Origin of the sequence: Streptomyces sp. NPDC059696 (genome assembly GCF_042733745.1) — a bacterium.
Taxonomy (GTDB): Bacteria; Actinomycetota; Actinomycetes; order Streptomycetales; family Streptomycetaceae; genus Streptomyces.
In genome coordinates this window covers 24,364-49,156 of record NZ_JBHWFG010000012.1, presented here as the reverse complement: position 1 = coordinate 49,156, position 24,793 = coordinate 24,364, and the positions used below count along the sequence as shown (strand labels likewise).

The following is a 24,793-nucleotide window of genomic DNA, read 5'->3' as shown; positions in this document are numbered from 1 at the left end:
CCCGCGAACGGAAGGCCGGGCCTTGGACACCACCACTGCCGAGTGGACCGCCAGGGACGACGGACGGGAGCACCGCCCGCCGCGACGGCGGTTCGGCGCCGGATGCGCCGGCCTGCTGTTCGCCGCGGTGAGCGTGGTCGTCGGCTTCCGCATCGCCGACAGCGACGGCATGACCCCCGTCCCGCAGCTGCTCGCCTTCCTCCCCTGGCTGCTCGTCCCCACCGCCACGGGCCTGCTGCTCACCCTGCTGTCCCGCTGGTGGACCGGCACGGTCTGGGGCGTGCTCCTGCTCGGCCTGCTGGCCTGGTTCATCGAGCCGTACGGCAAGGTCGGCGACCCCGTCGGCCGCCCCGTCGCGGACCTGCGCGTCCTCACGTCCAACGTCGAGTTCGGCCAGGGCACCGGCTCCCTCGTCGCCGCCGTACGCCGGGAGGAACCGGACGTGGTCTTCGTGGAGGAGTGCGACCACGCGTGCGACGCCCTGCTGAAGCGGGACCTCTCCCGGGACTATCCGCACCGCCGGGCCGTGGAGGGCGGCGGCTCCGAGGGCTCGGTCATCCTCAGCCGCTTCCCGCTCCGGCCCACCGAGGGCGTGCCCGGCACGATGGGCATGCCCGGGGCGGTCGCCGACGTCGACGGGCACGCCGTACGGCTCCAGCTCGCCCACCCCATGCCGCCGCTGCCCGGGCAGGTGGACCTCTGGCGGCGGGAGCTGGGCGCGGTGCGCGAGGCGGCGGTCGCCGACCCGGGCACCCCGCTGATCCTGGCCGGCGACTTCAACGCCTCGCAGGACCACGCGGCCTTCCGCCGCATCCTCGACACCGGCCTGAGCGACGCCTCCCGCACCGGCGGCGCCGACCGTACCGTCACCTGGCCGGCCAGGACGGCACCCACGTTCGGCGCGCAGATCGACCACGTCCTCGTCTCGCGGGACTTCGGCGCGCGCCGCACCCGCGTCCTCGCCCTGACCGGCACCGACCACCGGGCGGTCGTCACGGACCTCACGCTGCACCGGCGCCGCTGACCCGCGCCCGGTCCGCCCGCCCCGCACGATCCGCACGGTCCGCACGATCCGCATGATCCGCACGATCCGCACGGTCCGCACGATCCGCCCATGCGGATACGGCCGCCCCTCGTGGCAGGGCGGCCGCATCCGCATGGGGGTCTCAACGAGCCGACTTCTCCAGGGCCTTGTCCATCGCCGCAGCGAAGCCGTTCGCCCAGAGCCGGTTGACCCGGGAACGCTCGGTCGCGTTCGGGACGGCGTTGGTGCAGGAGGGGCCGGGGCCGCCACCGGACATCAGCTCACTGCACGGGCCCGAGTAGTGGTCCGGCAGACCGAGGACGTGTCCGGTCTCGTGGGCGGTGACCCGCGTGGAGTCGTACTGCTGGTTCTGCCGGTAGTCCAGGAAGATGTAGCCGCTGCCGTGGCCGTCGGTGGACGCGTACGAGCCGCGGGAGTCGTTGCCCTCCCGGTAGCTGAAGTCGGCCGCCGACGCGGAGCCCGACTGGAGCCGCACGTTCGACACCGAGCTGTTCCATATCTGGGTGCTGCGCGCTATCTGGGCGCTGAACGTGGGCGCCCGGGAAGCGTCGTAGACGACGGTGACGGCCGCGGTGGCGCTCGGGTGCGCGGCGCGCTTCTCGGCGACGGACTTCAGGACCGCCTGGAAGAAGGCTCTGCTCGCGTCGGAGCCGTCTGCCCCGGCGGACCCGGCGGACCCCGCGGACCCGGCGGACTTCGCGACGAAGCCGGCGTGCGGCTCAGCGGCCGGGGACGCCGCGGCGGGGGCGGCCGTGCCGAGTCCGGCCATCGTGAGGCCGAGGCCGAGAACCGCCAGGGAGGACAGGGACTTTCGCATCGAGGACTCCTCGGGTGGGGGTTGAGTCTCACCGGTGAGTCTCGATGCCTGTGCGGCGCCTGTGATGATGGCAACCAGGGATAGGACGGGGCTATCGACGGCCCGATTCACCTGGTTTAGCGATGAATATGTGGCTGGTTAACGCCGCGATTCCGCCTTAGCCTCACGGAGCATGGAGCTCGAGGTGAGGCACCTCCGCGCACTGTGCGCCATAGCCGACACCGGCAGTCTGCACCGTGCCGCCCGGCAGCTGGGCGTCGCCCAGCCGTCGTTGAGCACACAGCTGCGCCGGATCGAGCAGGAGCTGGGCGGCCCGCTGTTCCTGCGCTCCCACACCGGCTGCCACCCCACCCCGCTGGGACGTCTGGTCCTCAGCCGCGCCCGCCCGCTCATGGCCGAACTGCACCTGCTGGTCACCGAGGCCAGGGCGGCCGCCACCGGCGGCACCGAGCTCCGCGTCGGCTCCACGGCGAGCAAGGCCCTGGCCGGCTGGCTGCGCCGGCTGCGCGCCCGTGGCCAGAACCCCAGCCTCCACATGAACGTCTCCCCCAACGCCCTGCTCCGCATGGTCGCCGACGGGCAGCTCGACGTCGCCTTCGTGCACGAGGTGGAGGGCTGCCCGCTGCGCATCCCCGCCGAACTGCGGCTGCGCGTCCTGGTGGAGCGCGAACCGCAGTGCGTGTCCCTGCCCGTCGACCATCCGGCGGCCGCCAAGCAGGAGGTCGAGCTGACCGACCTGGCCGGCGACCGCTGGATGATCGACCCGACCGTCGACGGCGAATGGGACGCGGTCCAGCGGATGTTCCGCGAGGCCGGCGTCAGCCCGCACGTCCTGCACGGCGACTACCACACGGCCGACGCCCTGGTCGCGACCGGCGAGGTCGTCACCGTCTGCCAGCCCACCCGCACCCCCGGCCCCGACATGGCCGTACGCCGCCTGAAGGACGATCCGCTCGGCGTACGGCTGCTCGCCGCGGCCCGCACGGAGACCGACCTGGACGGCGTCTACCCCGCGCTGGAGGAGGCGTACGGGGAGGTGGCCCGGCAGGCACCGGCCTACCGGGACTGGCACCAGCGGGACTGGCTGGAACCCGGCGGTCCCCTCAGACCCCCGAGCCCGGCACTTCCCTGACCCTCCCGAGGTCGCGCCGTTCGGCTCAGACGCCGATGTCGCGCCCGTCGGCACGCCAGACGGCCACCACGGCCGGCCGGACGTACGTCCCGGGCCCGTCGGGCCAGGTGCTCGCGGGCTTCTCCACGGACGCGCCGTCGACCTCCCCCGGGTGCTGCACGGACACCAGCACGCGCCGGTCCTGGACGATCGGACCGCAGGTCTCGGCCCCCTTCGGCACGGTCAGGAACTGCTTCAGCTCCCCGCGCCGCTCGCCCCGGGTCGCCACCCCGAACAGGCCGTCGTGCGAGCCGAGCTGGGAACCGTCGGTGGAGATCCACAGGTTGCCGTGCGGGTCGAAGGCGACGTTGTCCGGGCAGGAGATCTGGCTGACGGAGTCCTTCGGGAACCCGGCGAAGTAGGTCGCCGGGTCCTCCGGGTCACCGGCGACCAGGAACAGCGACCAGCCGAACCGGGTGCTCTCGGGCCGGTTCCACCGCTCGGTGAGCTCCAGCACGTGCCCGTGCTTGTTGGCGTTGCGCGGGTTGGCCTCGTCCGCCTTGGCGTTGGAGCCGACACCGCGGTTGGAGTTGTTGGTCAGCGCGACGTACACCTTGCCGGTCACCGGGTTGGGCTCGATGTCCTCGGGGCGGTCCATCTTCGTGGCGCCCACCTTGTCACCGGCGAGCCGCGTGAAGACGAACACCTCCTCGGCGCTCATGCCCTCCACGTGCGAGACGGCGCCCTTAGCGGTGGCGGTGGCCAGCGGGATCCACTCACCGCCCCCGTCGAACTCGCCGTCCTTCGGCAGCCTGCCCGTGCCGTCGATCTCCAGGGCGGGGGAGTCGCCGGTGAGCTTGGCGACGTACAGCGTGCCCTCGTCGAGCAGGGAGAGGTTGTGCTCGCGGACGGCGCGGCTGTGGCCGTGCTTCATCCGCTTGCTGCCGACGAACTTGTAGAAGTAGTCGAACCGCTCGTCGTCCCCGGAGTACACGACAGGCCGCCCGTCGTGCGTCAGCCGCACGGTCGCCGCCTCGTGCTTGAACCGTCCGAGCGCGGTGTGCTTGCGGGGCGTGGAGGTGGGGTCGTACGGATCGAACTCCACGACGTACCCGAACCGGTGCACCTCGTTCGGCTCCCGGGCGACGTCGAACCGCTTGTCGAACCGTTCCCACTTGCGCTCGCTGGCGCCGGTGCCGATCCCGTACCGCTTGTCGGTGGCGCGGCTGCTGTTGGCGAAGTACTGGTTGAAGTTCTCCTCGCCGTGCAGGGTCGTGCCCCAGGGGGTGACGCCGCCGGAGCAGTTGTTGAGGGTGCCGAGCACCTTGGTGCCGGTCGGGTCGGCGGAGGTCTTCACCAGCTCGGACCCGGCGACGGGGCCGGTCAGGCGGAACGCGGTCGTGGCGGTGACGCGCCGGTTCAGCTGGTGCCGGGGGACGGCGGTGAGCCTGCCGCTCCCGCGGTCCTCCTCCACCACCACGGCGGACAGCCCGTGCGCGGCCCAGGCGACCTCGACCTGCTCACGGGTGGGGTTCGCCGCGTCGTACCCGCGGAACATCAGCAGCTCGTCGGTGTACTCGTGGTTGGCGACGAGCAGGTGCCGACCGCGCTCCCCGGGCAGCGGCAGCAGGGCGAGGAAGTCGCAGTTGTACCCGAACTGCCCGGCCTGGGACGTGGCGGTCTGCTTCTCCGGGTCGAAGGCGGGCGCACCGCGCAGGATGGGCTCGCCCCAGCGGATGACGACGTTCTGCCGGTATCCCTCGGGCACCGTCACGGCGTCGGCGGTGTTGGGCGCGACCGGCGTGAAACGCAGCCCGCGCGCGCCCCTGCCCTTGCGCCCGGCCGCCTCGACGGCGGCAGCGGCGGCGGACGGGGCACCGGCGGCCGGGGCGGCGGAGGCCCGGGGGGCCTGGACGACACCGGCGGCACCCGCTCCCGCGGCGGCCACGGTCACCACGGCCGCGGCGCGCATCATCGACCGGCGGTTGATCGCACCGGCGATCACGTCACCGACGTACTCGTTGGAGCTGGTGTTGGGCACCTCGTGGAAGCAGGCGTCACCACAGCGGAAACGACAGGTCATGGCGGACCGGCCGCCGGGGTGCGAACCGGACGGTGTTCCGATCAACGGCAGCAGCTTGCGCACTTCAATCTCCCCATGGATGCCCTTGGTGTCTTCGTGACCGTAGGGGCACGTATGTGCGGTGATCGGGCGCCCGGGTGAACAACGAATGAACCCCCTGCTGCCGTACGGGTGTTGCGGCGATTCAGCCCCACGACACCTGCCCCGGCCGGATGTCCCCTTGACAGGGCAGGCCTGGCACAAGCAACCCTGCCCAAGATCACACAGGAGGGCCGCTAACCTTACGTGTCCGTCCTGGCCAGGGATTGACGGGCTTCAACTCACGCGAAGGGTTGCGCGCACATGGGCATTCTCACTCTCTTGCGGAACGCGTTCGGACGGTCACGCAAGTCACGGACCGCCGAGGCGGAGGGTGCGGCGCGTACGGCGACCGCCGGTGAGACCAGCGGGACCGAGGACCGGACCGCCGAGCACACCGGCCACGAGGAAGCCCTCACGCCGCCCGCCACGACACCGGCACCGGCGTCGGCACCGGCACCGGCCTCGGCCAAGGACCCGAAGGTCCCGTCCCCCTCCCCCGAGCCGAACCCCACACCGACGGCCAACGTCCCCGAGCCCCGCACGTCCTCCTCCGACGAGCACGACCTCGTCTCGGCGGCCTTCGACCACGTGACGGTCCCCAGGCCGACCCGCTCGACGGAGGACGAGGAGGGCGATACGGCCGACCGGGAGCGGACTGCGGCTGAGGAGCCGACCGCTGCCGAGGAGCCGGCGGCTGAAGAGAAGGCGGCTGAAGAGAAGGCGGCCGAGGAATCGGCGCCTGCTGAGGAGCCGGCGGTTGCCGAGAAGGCCGCCGCCGAGGAGCCGACGGCTGAGGCGGCTGAGGAGCCGGTGGTGGCGGCGGAGTCCGAGAAGGCCGCTGCTGAGGAGCCTGCGGCTGCCGAGGAGCCGGAGGAGCCCGTCGCCGCCCCGGCGCAGGAGACGCAGCCCGAGCCGGACACCGAAACCGCCGAGACCGCCGAGACCGCCGAGGCGACGGAGGAGCCGAAGCAGACGGCAGGCAAGGCAACCAGCGCCAGGAAGGCGAAGGGGTCGACGGCAAAGGCACCGAAGCCCGAGAAGGCCCCGTCCGCAGCCGCCGAGCCCGCGACCGCCGACACCGCAACGGCCGAACCCGCTGCCTCCGAAGCAGCCGCCGAGCCCGCGATCGCCGAACCCGCCACCCCCCGAGCCGCAGCCGCCGAACCCGCAGTCACCGAGTCCGCGGGCGACGATCCCGCCACCCCGGCCCCCGCAGCCGCCGAACCCGCAGCCCCGGCCCCCGCGGCTGCCGCTGCCGAACCCGCTGCCCCCGAAGCCGCGGCCGCCGAAGCCGCGGGCGACGAGCCCGCCACCCCCGAAGCCGCAGCGGAAGAACCCTCCACCCCCGAGCCCTCCACCTCCGAGCCCGCGGTCGCCGACGGCGAGAGCGCGCCGCAGGGGCCACCCGCACCCGGCGACGAAAGCCGCACGGGCGGTGCGGGTGGGAAGACGAAGCCGGCCGAAGCCGAAGGCGAGGACGGCCCCCCCCCCCCCCCGCCCCCCCCCAAAAAAAAACCCCCCCCCCCACCCCCCCCCCAAAAAGCCCCCCCCAACGCCCTGAAGAAGAACGACCTCACCGGCACCCGCGCCAAGGTCTACCTCGTCCTCGACCGCTCCGCCTCCATGCGCCCGTACTACAAGGACGGCTCCGCCCAGGCCCTCGCCGAGCAGACCCTCGCCCTCGCGGCCCACCTCGACCCCGAGGCCACCGTCCCGGTCGTCTTCTTCTCCACCGAACTCGACGGCACCGGCGAGATCACCCTCACCGAGCACGAGAACAAGATCGACGACCTGCACGCGGGCCTCGGCCGCATGGGCCGCACCAGCTACCACGCAGCCGTGGAAGCCGTCCTCGCCCACCACGACAAGACCGCGGCGGACCCCACCGCCCCCGCCCTCGTCGTCTTCCAGACCGACGGCGCCCCGGACGCGAAGACCCCCGCCACCCAGGCCCTCACCGACGCCGCCGGGAGCCACCCCGCCGTCTTCTTCTCCTTCGTCGCCTTCGGGGACCCGGAGAACAAGGCCTTCGACTACCTCCGCAAGCTCAAGACGCCCAACACGTCCCACTTCCTCGCCGGCGAAACCCCCCGCGAGCTCACGGACAAGGAGCTCTACGAGGGCGTACTGGCGAACTGGCGCCCGTAGCGATTCCACGCTCACGACGCCGCCCGCTTCCCACCCCGTAAAACGGGAGGCGGGCGGCGTACCCGTGTCAGCTACGATTTCAAGGTTCCGTAGACGACCGAGACCACGAGATCGTCACCCCACGTAGCGACTTGGGAGCAGCCCGCGATGGCTCGACACCTCATCACCAGCGCCCTTCCGTACATCAACGGGATCAAGCACCTGGGCAACATGGTGGGGTCCATGCTCCCGGCGGACGTCTACTCCCGTTATCTGCGCCAGCGGGGCCACGAGGTCCTCTACATCTGCGCCACGGACGAGCACGGCACCCCCGCGGAGCTCGCGGCCAAGGAGCAGGGCATCCCGGTGGACGCGTTCTGCGCCGAGGCGCACGACCAGCAGAAGGCGATCTACGACGGCTTCAGCCTGGCGTTCGACTACTTCGGCCGCAGCTCCTCCCCGCAGAACCACGAGATCACGCAGGAGATCGCCCGCGAGCTGAAGGCGAACGGCTTCATCGAGGAGCGTTCGATCCGCCAGGTGTACTCGAACGCCGACGGCCGCTTCCTGCCCGACCGGTACATCATCGGCACCTGCCCGCACTGCGGCTACGACAAGGCCCGCGGCGACCAGTGCGAGAACTGCACGCGCGTCCTGGACCCGACCGACCTGATCGACGCCCGCTCCGCGATCAGCGGCAGCAGCGACCTGGAGGTGCGCGAGACCAAGCACCTGTTCCTCCTGCAGTCGGTGCTGGCCGGCGAGGTCGAGGCGTGGGTCGACGAGCGCGCCGACGACTGGCCCGTCCTGGCCTCCTCCATCGCCCGCAAGTGGCTGACGGAGGGCCTGCACGACCGCGCGATCACCCGTGACCTGGACTGGGGTGTCCCGGTCCCGGCCGACACGTGGCCGGACCTGGCCGCGGAGGGCAAGGTCTTCTACGTCTGGTTCGACGCCCCGATCGAGTACATCGGTGCGACGAAGGAGTGGGCGGACCAGGACCCGGAGAACCGCGACTGGCGCTCCTGGTGGTGGGAGTCCGACGCGGACGTCCGCTACACGCAGTTCATGGGCAAGGACAACGTCCCCTTCCACAGCGTGATGTTCCCGGCGACCCTGCTGGGCACCCGCGCCCCCTGGAAGAAGGTCGACGTCATCAAGGCCTTCAACTGGCTGAACTACTACGGCGGCAAGTTCTCCACGTCGCAGCGCCGGGGCGTCTTCACGCACGACGCCCTCGACATCCTGCCGGCCGACTACTGGCGCTACTTCATGATGGCGAACGCCCCCGAGTCGGACGACTCGTCGTTCACCTGGGAGCACTTCACCGCCACGGTGAACAAGGACCTGGCCGACACCCTCGGCAACTTCGTCAACCGCGTGCTGTCCTTCTCCAAGAAGCGCTTCGGCGAGGAGGTCCCGGCCGGTGCCGAGCCCGGCGAGGCGGAGGCGAAGCTGGGCGAGGAGATCGCGCGCCTGCTCGCGGAGTACGAGTCCCAGATGGAGGCCATCCAGTTCCGCAAGGCGGCGGCCGCGCTGCGCGCCCTGTGGTCGGCGGGCAACTCCTACCTGGAGGAGAAGGCCCCCTGGCTGGAGATCAAGACCAACCCGGAGGGCGCCGCGCTCACCCTGCGCACGGCGATGAACCTGATCCACCTCTACGCGGTGGTCTCCGAGCCGTTCATCCCGACGTCGGCGCGGAAGATGCGCGAGGCGTTCTCCCTGGAGAACGACACGGCGACCTGGGTCACCCAGGAGGAGGCCAAGTCCCTCACCACCCTCCCCGCCGGCACCCCCTTCACCATCCCACCGGTCCTCTTCGCCAAGCTCACGGACGAGGACCTGGAGTCCTACAAGGAACGCTTCGGCGGCGAGTCCGCCTGACCTGCGCCGCACACGCCGCCCCTGGGAGGATCTCTTCCCGGGGGCGGTCCCGCTTCCCCAGCGGTCCCGTTCGCAGGCGGTCCGACGCGAGGAGCTGAAACGGATTGACGCGTACCGACGGGCACGGGCGGCCGACGGGCCCGGGCCGGAGGTTCCTCATCGCGATCGGCTGCTCGCGCTACGACGACGCCGGCACCGCCGATCTCCCCGGCGTCCCGGATGACGTCGGGCGGGTGTGTTCCCTGCTGGAACCCATGGGCTATGTACGGGTTCTGGCCGAGGCGTCGCTCGATCCGCCCGCCCATGAGGTGGCACGGGTGATCGACCGCTGGGCGAACCAGGCGGACTTGGGCGAGGACGACATCGTGGTGCTCTACTTCGCCGGGCACGGAGTCCGCGGTGAGGACCGCCACTACCTGCTGTGCGCGAACTCCGAACCGGGCCTGTGGAGCACCGCCCTGGCCACCGAGGATCTGGCCCGGCCCCTGGTCAACAGCGCGCTGGGGCATCTGCTCGTCATCCTGGACACCTGCTACGCCGGGGCAGGCATCGGAGAGATCGCCGTCCACGCGCACGAACTGTCCCGCATCCGCAGGGGGACGGCCGGCCGGTGCCTGCTGGCGGCCGCCCGAGGCAAGGAAACGGCTGCGGAGAACGTCTTCGTGGAGGCGCTGGCCGAGGCCCTCACCCGGCCCCGCGCGGGTGCCTACCAGGAGTTCATCGGCGTCCGGGAGACGACGGAACGCGTCAACGAGTACCTGCGCCTGCGCCAGGCACGCCAACACGCGCGGCACGCGGTCGTGGACAGCGACGGCCAGGACCCGTTCTTCCGCAACCCGGCGCACGTCCCGGGCCTCCCCGTCGACGAACTGGACGTGGCCACACTGGACCGGCTCCGCAGGAGCCAGCACGGTCATTTCGATCCCCGGGGCCGCGGGGTGGAGCACGCCGGCGAGAAGGGCGACCACTTCAAGGGCCGCGAACGAGCCCTGTCCGAACTGGTTCGTTTCCTCTCCGGCGGACGCCACGACCGCAAGGCCAGGGTGGTGACCGGTTCCCCCGGTTCCGGCAAATCCGCCCTCCTGGGGCGGTTATGGGCCCTGTCCGCGCCCGACCGTCCGGAACGCCCCACCGACGGCTCGCACCCCTGCCGCCCGGCACTTCAGGTCATCCCCCTGCACGCCCGCCGGGCCACGGCTCGGACGCTGGTCACCGACCTGTCCGGTGCGCTCGGTCTGGCCCACCCGGACCGCGATGACGTGCTCAGGGCCCTCGGCGAGCGTGAGCGGCCCATCGCCGTCCTGCTCGACGCCCTGGACGAGGCGGGCACCGCGGGCGATGCGACGGAGGGCGCGCGGATCGCCCGGGAACTGCTCCAGCCGCTCAGTGTCCTGCCCGCCGTACGGCTGGTCGTGGGGACCCGGCGCCCCCTGATCAGGGCTCTCGGACGGGCCGTCGAGGTGATCGACCTCGACCGGCCCGCATACATGGCACCCGACGACATCTCCGCCTACGCCCGCAGCCTGCTGCTGGACGAGCACGACCCGGAGAGCCTCTCGCCCTACCGCGGCCGGGAGGCACTGGCGACGACCGTGGCCGGGGGCATCGCCGCTCGTGCCGGCCGTTCCTATCTGGTGGCACGCATGACCGCGCGTGCCCTGGTGCACGGGCAGATCACCGTCGACCCGGCGCGGCCGGGGTGGCAGGACGCCCTGCCCAGTGACGCCGACCAGGCTTTCGCCGCCTACCTCGACCGGTTCGGCCCGCACCGGGTCAGGGTGGAACGGTTGCTGCGCCCCCTGGCGTACGCCCAGGGCGCCGGCCTGCCCTGGTCGACCGTGTGGGCCCCGGTGGCCGAAGCGCTCTCCGGCGTGCCCTGCCCGCAGGAGGACCTGCAGTGGCTCCACGAGCATGCGGGTGCCTACATCGTCGAAGCCGCGACGCCGGCCGGATCGGTCTTCCGGCTCTTCCACGAGACCATGGCCGAGTACCTGCGCCGCCCGGGCGGTGACGCGGACGCACACCGTGCCATCGGCAACGCCCTGAGCACGCTGGCGGGAGCGAGCGGGGCCCTTTCCGCGGAACCGGACTGGTCCGCCGCCCCCGACTACGTCCGGGAGCACCTCGCCACCCACGCCGCCGCGGGGGGCATGCTCGACGCCCTGCTCGACGACCCCGGCTTCCTGGTCCACGCCGCCCCCGCTCCGCTGCTGCGCGCGCTGGAATCCGTGACCACCGGCGAGGGGCATCGCATCGCCCGCATCTACCGGACCTCGGCGGCCGTCCACGCCCGCGCGGACGACCGTGCCCGGCGCCAGATCCTCTCCGTGGACGCGGCCCGGCACGAAGACCTGCGCCTGGCGGGCAGGTTGTCCGCCGACGATCCGTGGCAGGTGACGTGGGCGACGGGCGCCCTGGTCAGCTCCGCCCACCGGGCCACGCTGAAGGGGCACGAGGAACTCGTACAGCAGGTCTCGTGCATCGAGGCCGACGGCCGACCGGTCGCCGTCTCGGTGGGACATGACGGGGTCGTGGTGAAGTGGGACCTCCTGGACCGGCAGGAGACGGACAGGACGCACCTGGAGAGCGACTGGCTGTCGTCCGTGCACTGTGTACGGTTCGACGGCCGCCCGCACGCCTTCGTCGGCACCGCGCACCACACGGTGGAGATCCTTTCTCTGGACGACCTGAGCGTGAGAGGCACGCTGCTCGGCCACGAAGGCTTCGTCACGGAGATCGCTCATTACGAACACCGAGGCGCGCTCCGTCTGGTGACGGCGTCGCGAGACGGCAGCGTGCGCGTCTGGGACCCTCTGCGCCGTGAGGAAGTCGCCGTGCTCGACGGGCACGGCCATCACGTCAGCGCCGTCAGATGTCTGTCCTACGACCGCACGCCCCACGCGCTCACCGGCTCATGGGACGGCACCGTGAGGCTGTGGAACCTGGTGGATCTCAGTGTCACGGCCGCCTTCGAACTCGACGACCCCGTCAACGCGGTGGACTACTGCTACGTGGACGGTCGGTTGAAGGTGCTGGTGGCACCGGGCGAGTGGGGAACGGTCGAGATGTGGGATCCGTTCTCGGGGCAACGCACCACGGCATTGTTCGGATCCGAGGCCGGGGAGAGCGACTCCCTGGCGCACTGCGCCATCGGAGGAGTGCCGTACGTCATCGTCGGAGGCGGTGACGGCGTCATGCGGCTGCTCGACCTGACCGGACGGGCCGAGGCGGCCGAAGTCACCGGTCACACCTATGCGGTGACGTCCATCGCCTGCGTCGACCTCGACGATCGCCCGCACGCAGTGACGGCGTCGAGTGACGACACGGTCAGGATCTGGGACCTGGCCGAGGCACTCACCACCGAACGACGCGGCGGGCACACCGACTGGGTCGACAACGTCAGACTCGTCGAGTCCGAGGAGGGACGGCTGCAGGCGCTGAGCGCTTCACGTGACCACACGGTGCGTACCTGGGACACCGACAGCGGTGCCGAGACAGGCCGCCTGCCCAACAGGATCGGCTGGCCGCACTCGATCACCCTTCTCACCGTCGGGGGCCGTACGCACGTCGGCATCGGTCATACGGACGGGGCTCTTCTCTGGGACCTGCGCGACGGGACCGACAGCGTCGCCTTCCGGCCGACCGAGGTGGGGCAGGCGGGATACCTCGAAGTGCGCGGGAATCACTACGCGGTGCTGTCCACCGCCTCGGGGGCCGCCGAGATCTGGGATGTCTCGAAGCGCGAGAAGCTGTGGGTGGCGTCGACGGCGACCAGCTGGACCTGCACTGCGGTGATCGACAGTGCCGGGCCGAGGCCCCTGCTCCTGATCGGGACGAGGACGGGACGCGTGGAGGTCTGGGACTTCGACGCGAGGACTCCGCTGGCGACGCTCGAAGGCCACGAGGACCACATCTCCAGTCTGGTCGTCGCACCGGTGCACGGCCGCCCGCACCTGCTGACCGGCTCGTGGGACGGCACGATCGGCGTGTGGGACCTGCCCGGCCTCACGCTCCGTACCTTCCTGCGCGACCACGATGAACGGGTCACCACCATCTCGGCGTTCACGGCACACGGCCGGTCCTACGCCGTCACGGGTGGATGGGACCGCACCCTTCTGACGTGGGACCTCGAGACGCTCCGCGTGGCCGACCGGCTCCGTCTGCCCTTGGAGGTGGAGTCCTCGGACGTGCGGGACGGCCTGCTGCTCGTGGGCGCGAAGAACGAACTCATCGCCCTCCGGGGCCCCCTGTTCATAAAATGACCCAGGGACACAGCCAACCAAACGGGGGGACACCATGGCACTGTTCGGCAACGCGCACACCGTGAATCCGCAGTCGGCCCAGCAGGACTACGCCCGCCTCCTCGGTCACGGCGAGCAGGTCCACGCCGCGTTCCTGCTGATCCGCGACACGATCCTCTTCACCGACCGCCGCCTGATCCTGATCGACAAGCAGGGCATCACCGGCAAGAAGGTCGAGTACCACTCGGTCCCCTACCGGAGCATCACCCACTTCTCGGTGGAAACAGCCGGCACCTTCGACCTGGACGCCGAACTGAAGATCTGGATCTCCGGCACCCCGACCCCCATCGAGAAAACCTTCACCAAGGGCGTCGACATCTACGAAGTCCAGGCAATCCTGACCCAGTTCGTGGCGAGGTAGCGGGGCCGGGGGGAACGTTCCTCCCCATCTCGAAAGAGTGAACGCAGCGTCATCTGCTGCATATGCCAGAGCCGCGGGCCTAGCTTGCGCACATGGTCACATCAACCCATGAGACCTCACACCGGATCTTCCAGGACCATCCGGAGGTTCTCACCCCCGTCTTCGAGGCCTTGGGTCTGCCCCCACCCGCGAAGGCGATCATCGAAGCGCTCACACCCGACGCGACGGAGATCAAACCCCTGGAGCGTCGGGTGGACACGGTGCTCAAGGTCGAGCCGTCCGAGGGGGACGGCTTTCTCATCGCGCTCGAGGCGCAGACCGCTCGGACCCCCGGCAAGGGGTGCAGCTGGTCCTACTACGTGGCGTACCTGCACGCGAAGTTCGGCATGCCCGTGCTACTCGTCGCGGTATGCAGGGACCGGCCGACCGCGTCCTGGGCAGCGGGTCCCTTCGAGTGCCGCGTCGGTACCTGGACGACACAGAGCACCCGCCCTTTCGTACTGGGCCCCGCCAACGTCCCGGAGATCACCGACGAGACCGCCGTGGCCCGGGAGCCGGCCCTGGCCACCCTCTCGGCCATCGTGCATAGCGACAGCCCGAATGCCCCCGCCATACTGGGCATGGTGGCCCGCGGCATGCGGGCGTTGGACAAGGCAACCGCGAAATACTGGTGCGAATGGCTTGAAGTCGGCCTGGAGAACACTCCGGTCCGGGAGACATGGAGAGAGCTGGAGAAAATGGTCGCCACATACTTCCCTGGCAGGGGAACCCTCTTCGAGGAGACGTACCTCGAGGGCAAGGCGGAAGGTAAAGCAGAAGGCAAGGCAGAGGGCAAGGCGGAGGGCAAGGCGGAAGGCAAGACCGAGGCCATTCTCCGGGTGCTGGAAAAGCGCGCCGTTCCCGTATCCGAAGCCACCCGCGACCGCATCACCGCCTGCACCGACCTCGACACCCTCACCCTCTGGTTCGACCGCTCCCTGACGGCCACCACGGCAGAGGACCTGTTCGTCGAGAAGTAGGCGACCCAAGGGCCCCTCGGCACCCGCACAGGGTGCCGAGACCTCTACGTCGCCAGCAGCGCCGCCAGCCGGGTAGCGGTCCGCTCGCCCGCCCTCTGGCGAATCAGGCCTTCTTTGGCAGCAGCGCGCAGCCTCACCTTCGAAACAGGTGCCCCGCCCCTGGTGACTCGTGCGGTGACGACCACCGGGTTCATGCCGCCGGTGCCGCCGCCTGCAACGACACGTATCGTCCGCTGGTCCTCACCGGATCGCGGCACCGGGCCGACCGTGCGCCCCGCTCCTTCGAGCACAGAGGCAACGCGCTCGACGGCCTCTTCGAACGGCAGGGCGACGGCCAGGTCGATCTCGTGAACGTTCTTCCTCATCAGCTTGGCCACGCAGCGCGTCAAGCCACCCCAAGCCCCGACAGAGGCAGCCAGCGCGGCAAGCTCGTCGGCCAGGATCTGGTCCTCGTGGTCGTCCACACGCCCCCCGTACTCGTTCGGACGACCACGCTTACCACAAGCCCTTCACCCCACCTACGGCACAGCTGTCTTCCCCGGAGCCGCCGCACCGCGCCGACGCCGAAGACGACACCTACGCGCCCGGCTGGACCGCGTCCCCCGTGCCGTCGTGGGTCGCCTCGGGGTCGACGCCCAGGGTGAGCGTGGCGACGACCCCCTTGGCGATGGCGCCCTTCTTGTACTTCAGCTTCAGCAGCCCGCCCTCGGTGCCGTTGCCCGGGTAGATGGTGTCGTCGTCGAGGGTCGTGCGGGTCACGGTGTTGGTGGAGTACGGCGCGACCTCGGCCGTGGCCAGCACGGACGCCTCGTCGAAGAAGAGCTGCCCGGTGTGGCAGGTCGTGCCGCCCTCGTAGCCCGCGTCGGTCCAGGTGCCGTTCACATGGACCTTGGTGTGGATGTGAACGCAGCGGCCCTGGTACCAGCCCGGGAACACCGTACGGAAGACGACCTCGCCCTTCCGGTCCGTCCGCCACGTGCCGCGCAGATAGCGCTCGTCGTCGGTGGGCTCCTCGTGGCCCCCGCCGCCCCCGCCGCCCCCGCCGCCACCGCCGCCCGGGGGCGGGCCCGTGGGACTGCCGGTGGGGGTCCCGGTGGGGGTCCCGGTGGGCGGCGTACCGCCGCCGCCTCCCCCACCGCCCCCGCTGCCCATCGACTCGTACCCGCTGTACACGCCCAGCGCGTTGCAGTGCCAGATGTCGACGGCGGCGTTCGCCAGCGGCTTGCAGGTGTCGGCGTCGATCACTTTCAGGCGCAGGGCGAGCGGGATGCCCTCCTGGTCCTCGGTGATGTCCCGGCGGAGCTTGTCCGCGTCGATGTAGTAGGGGCCCTCGGTCGTCTCGGAGGTCAGCTTGTAGCAGGCCTCCGCGGAGGTCCCGGCCGTGCGGCCCCGGGCGGCCGTCGTCTCCTCGCCAGCGAACGCGCCCGCCGCGAACGAACCGCCGACCCCCGCCGCCACCACCGCGCCGGCGCCCGCGACGATGACCTTACGGCGCGTCAGATCCCGCTTGTGTTTCGGCCCTTGGGCCATCTCCTGTCCCGTCATGGAAGGGAAGCTAGGGACCACGGCTGTCAGGAGCCTGAGGGAGAGCTGGGTGAAAGCTCTGGATACGGAAGTGGCTCGGAACCGGTGCGGGTTCCGAGCCACTCACGGGCGTTCAGGAGGACGCGATCCCTACTTCGGCTGCGGCTTGCGCACCGACAGGTGCAGTTCCTTCAGCCGGGCCTCCTCCAGCTCCGTCGGCGCGCCCATCATCAGGTCCTGGGCGTTGCCGTTGAGCGGGAAGGCGATGGTCTCGCGGATGTTGGGCTCGTCGGCGAGCAGCATGACGATGCGGTCGACGCCCGGGGCGATGCCGCCGTGCGGCGGGGCACCGAAGCGGAAGGCGCGCAGCATGCCCGCGAACTTCTCCTCGACCGTCTCCCGGTCGTAGCCGGCGATCTCGAAGGCCTTGAGCATGATCTCCGGCTCGTGGTTCCGGATCGCGCCCGAGGACAGCTCGACGCCGTTGCAGACGATGTCGTACTGCCAGCCGAGGATGTCCAGCGGGTCCTGGGTCCGCAGGGCCTCCAGGCCGCCCTGCGGCATGGAGAACGGGTTGTGCGAGAAGTCGATCGCGCCCGTCTCCTCGTCCTTCTCGTACATCGGGAAGTCGACGATCCAGCAGAACCGGAAGACACCCTCCTCGAAGTGCCCGGCACGCTTGGCGGCCTCGACCCGCACCGCGCCCATGATCTTGGAGACCTCGTCGAACTCGCCCGCGCCGAAGAACACGGCGTGGCCGGCGGCCAGCGAGAGCCGCTTGGTGAGTTCCGCGACGTTGTCCTCCGTCAGGAACTTCGCGATCGGGCCGGACAGCGAGCCGTCCTCGCCGACCCGGACCCAGGCCAGGCCCTTGGCGCCCTGCGAGACGGCGTAGTCGCCGAGCTGGTCGAAGAACTTGCGCGGCTGGCCGGAGACGTCCGGCACGGGCAGGGCGCGCACGTGCTTGCCGGCGAAGGCCTTGAACTCCGAGCCCTCGAAGATGTCGGTGATGTCGACGAGTTCGAGCTGGGCACGCAGGTCGGGCTTGTCGGAGCCGTACTTCAGCATCGCCTCGCGGAACGGGATCCGCGGGAACGGCGAGGTGACGTGGCGGCCGCCGCCGAACTCCTCGAACAGCTCGGTCATGAGCTTCTCGACGGGCTGGAAGACGTCCTCCTGCTCGACGAAGCTCATCTCGATGTCGAGCTGGTAGAACTCGCCCGGCGAGCGGTCGGCGCGCGCGTCCTCGTCACGGAAGCAGGGCGCGATCTGGAAGTACCGGTCGAAGCCGGAGATCATCAGCAGCTGCTTGAACTGCTGCGGCGCCTGCGGCAGGGCGTAGAACTTGCCCGGGTGCAGGCGGGAGGGGACGACGAAGTCGCGGGCGCCCTCGGGGGACGTCGCGGACAGGATCGGCGTCGCCATCTCGTTGAATCCGAGCGCGACCATCTTCGAGCGGATCGAGGCGATCACCGCCGACCGCAGCATGATGTTCTTGTGCATGCGCTCGCGGCGCAGGTCCAGGAAGCGGTACTCCAGGCGCCGCTCCTCGTTGACCCCGTCCTCGGTGTTGATCGTGAACGGCAGCGGGGCGGCGGCGCCGAGCAGCTCGACCTCACCGACCTCGACCTCGACCTCACCGGTCGGCAGCTCGGGGTTGATGTTCTCCGCGCCCCGGGAGACGACCTTGCCGTCGACGCGGACGGTCGACTCCTTGGAGAGCTTGTCGAGGGCCTCGTAGGCGGGGGTGCCGGGACGGGCCACGAGCTGCGTGATGCCGTAGTGATCGCGCAGATCGATGAAGAGGATGCCGCCCAGGTCGCGCCGATTGTGCAGCCAGCCACTCAGCCGGACGTCGCTGCCGACGTCAGAGGAGCGGAGCTCGCCGCAGGTGTGGGACCTGTACCGATGCATCGTCGTTCATCCAGTCTTCGCTGATCGGGGTCTGTGTTTCACGTGAAACGCCTCCCCAGCGTACCGGGCAGGCGAAGATCGGCTCTCCACAGTGAGGGATCGAGTACGCGATCACCGCCGTGCGGGCAGACGTCCGGTATCGGTGGCAGTGTTCGAGCGCGTGTTCTTAAAGTAGGGCAATGCGCACTGGCGAGCCTCTGCCCGCCGTGGGGGAGGCCCTCGCCGCCCTCGCGACCGGCCTGTGGCACTGGGACACCGCCACCGGGCTGGTCACGGTCGATGCCGAGGCCGCCCGGTTGCTCGGGCTGCCCGCCGAGCAGGTCAGCCTCACGGAGGCCCAGGCCCGGGCCCGGCTGCACCCGGTCGACTGGAACGAGATCACCGGCGTGATCCAGCTGGCCGTGGCGGAGGGCACCCTCGCCGAGGTCCGGATCCGGATCATGGACGAGCTGGGCCGGGTCGTCCGGGTCGTCCGCAGCCGTTCCAAGCCGTCCTTCGACCGGGCCCGCAAGGCGTACCGGCTGATCGGCACCCTCCAGGAGGTCACCGAGCCGACGCCGGGCACCCCGGCCGGGCGCAGCGCGGTGACCGGGGACTGGCGGCGCTCCCGGGAGGCGTTCCTGCTGGACGCGGGCCGGGCCCTGGCCGAGGCCCGCTCCACCCAGGAGGTCCTGCGGGTCACGGCGAATCTGTCCATGCCCGGCTTCTCACCCGACGGGCTGGCGGTGTTCGGCGTCTCGGGCGACCGCCTCACGGTCGTCGGCCACCACGGGCAGCAGCGGGGCACCGAGAGCCCCTTCTCGGACATGCCGCTGGACACGGACTACCCGGCTGCCGAGGTGGTGCGGACCGGCCGGGCCGTCTACCTGTCGTCCGCCGAGCAGTACAAGGCCCGCTATCCGCTGACCTGGCCGCTCGCCGAGCGCTTCGGCCGCCGTTCCTGGGCGTTCCTGCCGCTGACGGTGGCCGGTCGCACGATGGGCGCGTGGATGGCGGCGTTCACCTACCCGGTGGCGTTCACCCCGGACGAGCGGTCGGTGCTGGCGACGGTGGCGCGCATGCTGGCGCAGGCCCTGACGCGGGCGGGTGTGGCCGAGAGCGAGCGGGCCCTGACCGACGGGCTCCAGCGCACGATGCTGCCCAGGCTCGGCCCGCAGCGCATCCCCGGCATGAGCGTCGCGGCCCGCTACGTCCCCACCGGCGGCGGCCTCCAGGTCGGCGGCGACTGGTACGACGTGATCCCGCTGCCCAGCGGACGGTTCGCGCTGGTCATCGGTGATGTGCAAGGCCATGACGTACGGGCGGCGGGGCTGATGGGCCAGCTGCGGATCGCCCTGCGGGCCTACGCCTCGGAGGGCCACCGCCCGGACGCGGTGCTCTCGCGCGCCTCCCGCTTCCTGCACGGCATCAGCGACGAGGACCCGAACGACCCGCGCTTCGCGACCTGCGTGTACGTCGAGGTCGACCCGGCGTCGGGGGTGCTGGACATCGCCCGTGCCGGGCACCCGGACCCGGCGATCCGGATGGCCGACGGCACGGTGCTGACCCGGCCGACCTCGGGGGGTCTGCCGCTGGGCATCGACCCGGACGCCGACTACCCCACCACCCGGCTCACGCTGGAGCCCGGCGAGACCATGCTGATCTGCACGGACGGCCTGCTCGAAACCGGCGGCCACGACCTGGAGACCGGGTGGCGGCGGCTGCGCGTGATCCTCGAGGAGCACAAGGGCGATCTGGAGGAACTCGCCGACACCCTGGTGCAGGCGGTGCACGGGCCCTCCTCGCACCACACCACCGGCCCACTGGCGGACCGCCGTGAGGACGACATAGCGATGCTGCTGCTGTGCCGGGAGGGCGGGGGCTGCGGCTGCGGTGACGCGATGACCGTGCGTCCTCCGGTGCGGCGCTCGGTGCTGACCGTGGCGCAGGCCGAGCCCGAGCGGGTCGCGATCGCCCGGCAGCAACTGCGCGAGCTGCTGCACGACTGGGCCTCGCGCGACCAGGTCGACTCGGCGGTGCTGCTGCTGTCCGAGCTGCTGACGAACGTCCTCGTGCACACCGATTCCGACGCGCTGCTGGTCGCCGAGATGACGGGCGAGGTGGGCGGGCGGCGGCTGCGGATCGAGGTCACGGACGCCGGTGACGATCTGCCGCACCGGCGCAGGCCCGGGGAGCTGGCATCCTCCGGCCGTGGTCTGGTGCTGATCGAACTGCTGGCGCACGCCTGGGGGGTGGAGCCGCGCGGCGAGGGCAAGAGCATCTGGTTCGAGCTCCACGAGTCCCTGGACGGCTCGGGCGACGGGTCCTGGTCGCTGTAGCGCTCACGCCGCACGAGGCGACGACGGCTCCTGGCATCCGGAACCCATCACGGTTCCCGTGCCGACGACGGCTCCTGACAGCCGGGTCCGGTCACGATTCCTGTGCCGGCGACGGCTCCTGACAGCCGGAACCCATCACGATTCCTGTGCCGGCGACGGCTCCTGACAGCCGGAACCCATCACGATTCCTGTGCCGGCGACGGCTCCTGGCATCCGGAACCCATCACGGTTCCTGTGCCGACGACGGCTCCTGGTCGCCGTAGCGGGTGCGCAGTTCCTGGACGACGCCGAAGGCGGCGGCGGTGAGCGGGACGGCGAGCAGCATGCCGAGGACCCCGGCGACGGACGCCCCGGCCGTGATCGTCACCATCACCACGGCCGGGTGCATCTGCACGGTCCGGCTCTGGATCATCGGCTGGAGCACGTGCCCCTCCAGCACCTGCACGGCGAGGACCACACCGAGCACCCACAACGCGATGACGAACCCCCGGTCGGCGAGCGCGACCAGCACGGCCAGGGCTCCGGAGATGAATGCGCCGAGGTAGGGGATGTAGGCGCCGACGAAGACCAGCGCGCCCAGCCCGGGCGCACCGGGCACGTCCAGGACGAGCAGTCCGACGGTGATGCACAGCGCGTCGATGAGGGCGATGAGGGTGGTGCCGCGCATGAACCCCTCGACGGCCCTCAGGGCGCGGCGCGCCATGGCTTCCAGAGTGTCGGCCGCCCCGCGGGGCGACAGGGAGCGCAGCGTCCCGGCGGCCTTGTCGGAGTCGCGCAGGAAGAAGAAGACGAGCAGCAGCGCGAGGACGGCCATGGCGATGGACTCGCCGACCACGCTGACGCCGCTGATCACGCCGGAGGCGGCCGTGCCGCCGAACTTGCCCAGCAGCTCGCGGGCGTTGGAGGCGAGGTCGTCCAGCGAGGTGCCGGCCGCCCCGAAGTGCTCGGAGACGCCCCGGGCGGCCTCCTTGAGCGAGGCGACGATCTCGTCGCCGGTGTCGATGAGCGCGGCGACCACGATGTACACGGCTCCGCCGACCACGGCGACCACCGCGACACAGGTGAGTCCGGCCGCGACCGACCGGTGCACCCCGGCCTTCACCAGCCGCCGGTGCAGCGGCCCGAGCAGCGCCGTCCCGAGCAGGGCGAGCAGCACGGGCACGACGGCGGTGCGGAACTCCGCGACCAGCCGGATCCCGACGTAGACGACGCCGGCGCCGAGCAGCAGCACGGCGCACCAGGCGGCGAAGCGCCGGACGGCTTCGGGGAGCAGCGGGGTGGAGGCCTGCACATGCCCACCCGACCACGCCCCGGCCGGGCCGTCCCGTCGGGGAGGCCCGCCAGGGTGACGGGGCGTCAGCCGCCCCGTGCACGAAGGCCGGCGGTGGGGATCCCACCGCCGGCCTTCCGCACTACCGGTTGCGTCAGTCCTGCGGACCGCCCGCGGTCATGCCGTGCACCGCCGGGATCGTGCCCAGGCGGCCCTTCTGGAAGTCCTCGAAGGCCTGCATGAGCTCGTCCTTGGTGTTCATGACGAACGGGCCGTAGTGGGCCATGGGCTCACGGATGGGCTGTCCGCCGAGCAGGACGACCTCGAGGTCGGGCGTGTGCGCGTCCTGCTTCTCGTCCGCGCGGACGGTCAGCGAGGAACCCGCGCCGAAGACCGCGGTCTGGCCCATGTGGATCGGGCGCCGCTCGGCACCGACCGAGCCCTTGCCCGCCAGGACGTACGCCAGTCCGTTGAAGTCCTCGCGCCACGGCAGGGTGACCTCCGCGCCCGGCGCGACGGTCGCGTGGACCATCGTGATCGGGGTGTGCGTGATGCCCGGGCCCGCGTGGCCGTCCAGCTCACCGGCGATGACCCGCAGCAGCGCGCCGCCGTCGGGGGTGCTGAGCAGCTGGACCGTGCCGCCGCGGATGTCCTGGTAGCGCGGGGCCATCATCTTGTCCTTGGCCGGGAGGTTCACCCACAGCTGCAGACCGTGGAAGAGCCCGCCGGAGACGACGAGGTGCTCGGGTGGGGCCTCGATGTGCAGCAGGCCCGAGCCCGCGGTCATCCACTGGGTGTCGCCGTTGGTGATGGTGCCGCCACCGCCGTTGGAGTCCTGGTGGTCGAAGATGCCGTCGATGATGTAGGTGACGGTCTCGAAGCCGCGGTGCGGGTGCCAGGGCGTGCCCTTGGGCTCGCCCGGCGCGTACTCCACCTCGCCCATCTGGTCCATCATGATGAACGGGTCGAGGTGGCGGTAGTTGATCCCCGCGAACGCCCGGCGCACCGGGAAGCCCTCGCCCTCGAAACCGCTCGGAGCGGTCGTGACGGCGAGCACGGGACGTGCCACGGCGTCGGCAGGCGTGGTCACGCGGGGCAGCGTCAACGGGTTCTCGACGGTCACTGCAGGCATGTCGGTTCCTCCTCGTGTACGCCCAGTTTAGTTGAGCGTTGAACTTTCTGCCACCCCCAACAGAGAAAACCGGGAGGGCATTCCCCGACCCGGGGGACGGCGCAGCGAACCACGGGAGACCGGCACGGCGAAAGGTCGTCACCCCGTTGCGGGGTGACGGCCGTCCGGTTTCCGCGTCAGGCGGCCGGCTCGAGCTCCTCGCTCGCGGCGGCGGCCGGAACGGGCGCGCCGCGGTCCCGCATGACCAGCGTGGCGACGACCGCGGCGGCCAGGACCCCGAACGCGCTGATCGTGAAGGTCGTCGACATCGAGGCGGTGAAGGCCTCCCGGGCCGCCCGCACCAGAGCCACGTCACCGCCCGCCACCGTCAGCGCCCCGCCGATGGACTCCCGGGCCTGCTCAGGCGCGCCCGCCGGCATCCGGCCGGTGTAGCCGGAGGTGAGCAGGGAGCCGAGGATCGCGATGCCGAGGGCGGTGCCGGACTGCTGGATGGTGTCGTTCAGGGCGGAGCCGACGCCCGCCTTGTCCTCCGGGATGGTGCCCATCAGCGCGGCCACCGCGGCGGGCATCGCCAGACCGGCGCCCAGGCCCAGGATCCCCAGCGCCACCGCGGGGACGGTGAACCCGCTGTCGGCGGTGAGCGTGGTCAGCAGCCCGAAGGAGGCGGCCATCAGCAGCATCCCGCCGAGGATGACGAACCGGTTGCCGCACTTCACGGCGAGCTGCGCCCCGGCCGCGTTGCCGGCCAGCGCGGCGACGGCCAAGGGCAGGAAGGCGAGGCCGGCCTTGACGGCGGACCAGCCGAGGACGAACTGGAGGTACTGGGTCAGCACCAGCAGCAGGCCGGCGTTGCCGATCTGGACGAGCGCCAGGGAGAGCGAACCGCCGCTGAAGTTGCGGTGCTTGAACAGGACCAGCGGGACCATCGGCGCGGGGGTCACGTTCTGCCAGGTCACAAAGCCGGCCAGGGCGAGCACCGCGACGGCCAGGACGACGAGGGAGCGGCCTTCGAACGCGCCGTGCTGCGGGATCTCGATGATCCACCACACCAGGGCCGTCATGCCCACCGCCGACAGCAGCGCGCCCAGCGGGTCGGGCTTCTGCCACGGCGCCTTCGACTCCGGCATCAGCAGCACACCGGCCAGCAGCGCGAGCCCGACGATCGGGACGTTGATCAGGAAGATCGCCTGCCAGGCGAAGTGGTCGATCAGCACGCCGCCCAGCACCGGGCTGCCGACCAGCCCGAGCATCGACACCGAGCCCCACGCGGCCATCGCCTTGGGACGCTCGTCCTCGTCGAAGACGGTGATCAGGATCGACAGGGTCGACGGCATGATCAGCGCCCCGCCGACGCCCATCGCGATCCGCACCGCGATCAGCTCACCCGGAGTGGAGCTGAACACCGCCCCCAGCGAGGCCGCCCCGAACAGCAGCAGGCCGATCAGCATCACCCTCCGGCGCCCGAACCGGTCGCCCAGACTGCCGGAGGTCAGCAGCAGCCCGGCGAAGACCAGGGTGTAGGAGTCGAGGATCCACTGCATGGCCTGGGCGCTCGCGCCGAGGTCCTCGGTCAGGGCGGGCACCGCGACCGTCAGCGCCATGTTGTCGACGACCAGGACCAGCGTGCTGAGGCACAGCACGATCAGGATCCACCAGCGCCGTGGATTGCGAGCGTCCATTTCCTCTTCCCCTCCTGCGGAACACCGTTGGGTGCGAACACCGTTCCTTCGATGCGAACACTGTACGCATGGCGGAACAGTGTGCGCAACCCTTGAGTTCTGTACGCTGATTGCGCACGCTGTTCGC

16 protein-coding genes are annotated in these 24,793 nt (G+C 71.0%); 8 read left to right on the top strand and 8 right to left on the bottom strand.

The window, feature by feature from the left end; all coding sequences use genetic code 11:
* The first annotated feature begins 22 nt into the window (after nucleotides 1–22).
* On the top strand, nucleotides 23–1,024 hold the full coding sequence (locus ACFV20_RS15570; RefSeq protein WP_385656542.1) for an endonuclease/exonuclease/phosphatase family protein: 1,002 nt from the start codon (nucleotides 23–25) through the stop codon (nucleotides 1,022–1,024).
* 142 nt (nucleotides 1,025–1,166) lie between these two features.
* Here ACFV20_RS15570 and snpA read toward each other — a convergent pair whose 3' ends face one another.
* Entirely contained in the window at nucleotides 1,167–1,862 is a 696-nt protein-coding gene (gene snpA, locus ACFV20_RS15565; protein WP_385656538.1) for a snapalysin, read from the bottom strand.
* Between the two features lie 172 nt (nucleotides 1,863–2,034).
* On the opposite strand from snpA, the gene ACFV20_RS15560 reads away from it, so the two are divergent.
* A complete protein-coding gene (locus ACFV20_RS15560) occupies nucleotides 2,035–2,994 on the top strand; it encodes a LysR substrate-binding domain-containing protein (RefSeq protein ID WP_385656534.1) in 960 nt (319 codons plus the stop codon).
* Between the two features lie 25 nt (nucleotides 2,995–3,019).
* On the opposite strand, the gene ACFV20_RS15555 is transcribed toward ACFV20_RS15560, so the two are convergent.
* A complete protein-coding gene (locus tag ACFV20_RS15555) occupies nucleotides 3,020–5,119 on the bottom strand; it encodes a PhoX family protein (RefSeq protein WP_385656531.1) in 2,100 nt (699 codons plus the stop codon).
* 297 nt (nucleotides 5,120–5,416) lie between these two features.
* Between ACFV20_RS15555 and ACFV20_RS15550 the strand changes: the two genes are divergently transcribed.
* The 5 genes from ACFV20_RS15550 to ACFV20_RS15530 all read left to right on the top strand — a co-directional run bounded on the left by ACFV20_RS15550 (nucleotide 5,417) and on the right by ACFV20_RS15530 (nucleotide 14,829).
* On the top strand, nucleotides 5,417–7,285 hold the full coding sequence (locus tag ACFV20_RS15550) for a VWA domain-containing protein (RefSeq protein ID WP_385656528.1): 1,869 nt from the start codon (nucleotides 5,417–5,419) through the stop codon (nucleotides 7,283–7,285).
* Between the two features lie 147 nt (nucleotides 7,286–7,432).
* Nucleotides 7,433–9,148, top strand: coding sequence for a methionine--tRNA ligase (gene metG / locus ACFV20_RS15545; protein ID WP_385656525.1), 1,716 nt, complete (start codon nucleotides 7,433–7,435; stop codon nucleotides 9,146–9,148).
* A gap of 104 nt (nucleotides 9,149–9,252) precedes the next feature.
* Complete coding sequence (locus ACFV20_RS15540; RefSeq protein ID WP_385656522.1) at nucleotides 9,253–13,410, top strand: caspase family protein; 4,158 nt, start codon at nucleotides 9,253–9,255, stop codon at nucleotides 13,408–13,410.
* Between the two features lie 34 nt (nucleotides 13,411–13,444).
* A complete protein-coding gene (locus ACFV20_RS15535; protein WP_104779215.1) occupies nucleotides 13,445–13,810 on the top strand; it encodes a PH domain-containing protein in 366 nt (121 codons plus the stop codon).
* Between the two features lie 92 nt (nucleotides 13,811–13,902).
* Entirely contained in the window at nucleotides 13,903–14,829 is a 927-nt protein-coding gene (locus ACFV20_RS15530) for a hypothetical protein (protein ID WP_385656518.1), read from the top strand.
* A gap of 44 nt (nucleotides 14,830–14,873) precedes the next feature.
* Here the strand turns inward: ACFV20_RS15530 and ACFV20_RS15525 are convergent, their stop codons facing one another.
* The 3 genes from ACFV20_RS15525 to aspS form a co-directional block, all read right to left on the bottom strand.
* Nucleotides 14,874–15,293 carry a hypothetical protein gene (locus ACFV20_RS15525; RefSeq protein ID WP_385656515.1) on the bottom strand — a complete coding sequence of 140 codons (420 nt, stop codon included), beginning with the start codon at nucleotides 15,291–15,293 and terminating at the stop codon, nucleotides 14,874–14,876.
* Between the two features lie 112 nt (nucleotides 15,294–15,405).
* Entirely contained in the window at nucleotides 15,406–16,374 is a 969-nt protein-coding gene (locus ACFV20_RS15520; RefSeq protein WP_385656513.1) for an intradiol ring-cleavage dioxygenase, read from the bottom strand.
* Between the two features lie 129 nt (nucleotides 16,375–16,503).
* Nucleotides 16,504–18,267, bottom strand: a complete 1,764-nt coding sequence (gene aspS, locus ACFV20_RS15515) for an aspartate--tRNA ligase (protein WP_385656510.1) — start codon at nucleotides 18,265–18,267, stop codon at nucleotides 16,504–16,506.
* Nucleotides 18,268–18,446: 179 nt separating this feature from the next.
* Here aspS and ACFV20_RS15510 point away from each other — a divergent pair, with 179 nt between their 5' ends.
* Nucleotides 18,447–20,585, top strand: coding sequence for a SpoIIE family protein phosphatase (locus ACFV20_RS15510; RefSeq protein WP_385656507.1), 2,139 nt, complete (start codon nucleotides 18,447–18,449; stop codon nucleotides 20,583–20,585).
* Between the two features lie 223 nt (nucleotides 20,586–20,808).
* Here ACFV20_RS15510 and ACFV20_RS15505 read toward each other — a convergent pair whose 3' ends face one another.
* The 3 genes from ACFV20_RS15505 to ACFV20_RS15495 form a co-directional block, all read right to left on the bottom strand.
* Nucleotides 20,809–21,876 carry an AI-2E family transporter gene (locus ACFV20_RS15505; protein WP_385656505.1) on the bottom strand — a complete coding sequence of 356 codons (1,068 nt, stop codon included), beginning with the start codon at nucleotides 21,874–21,876 and terminating at the stop codon, nucleotides 20,809–20,811.
* Nucleotides 21,877–22,009: 133 nt separating this feature from the next.
* Nucleotides 22,010–22,987: a pirin family protein gene (locus ACFV20_RS15500; protein ID WP_385656503.1), complete on the bottom strand. Its 978-nt coding sequence runs from the start codon at nucleotides 22,985–22,987 to the stop codon at nucleotides 22,010–22,012.
* A 176-nt stretch (nucleotides 22,988–23,163) separates the two neighbouring features.
* Entirely contained in the window at nucleotides 23,164–24,666 is a 1,503-nt protein-coding gene (locus ACFV20_RS15495; RefSeq protein ID WP_385656501.1) for an MFS transporter, read from the bottom strand.
* Between the last annotated feature and the right edge of the window lie 127 nt (nucleotides 24,667–24,793).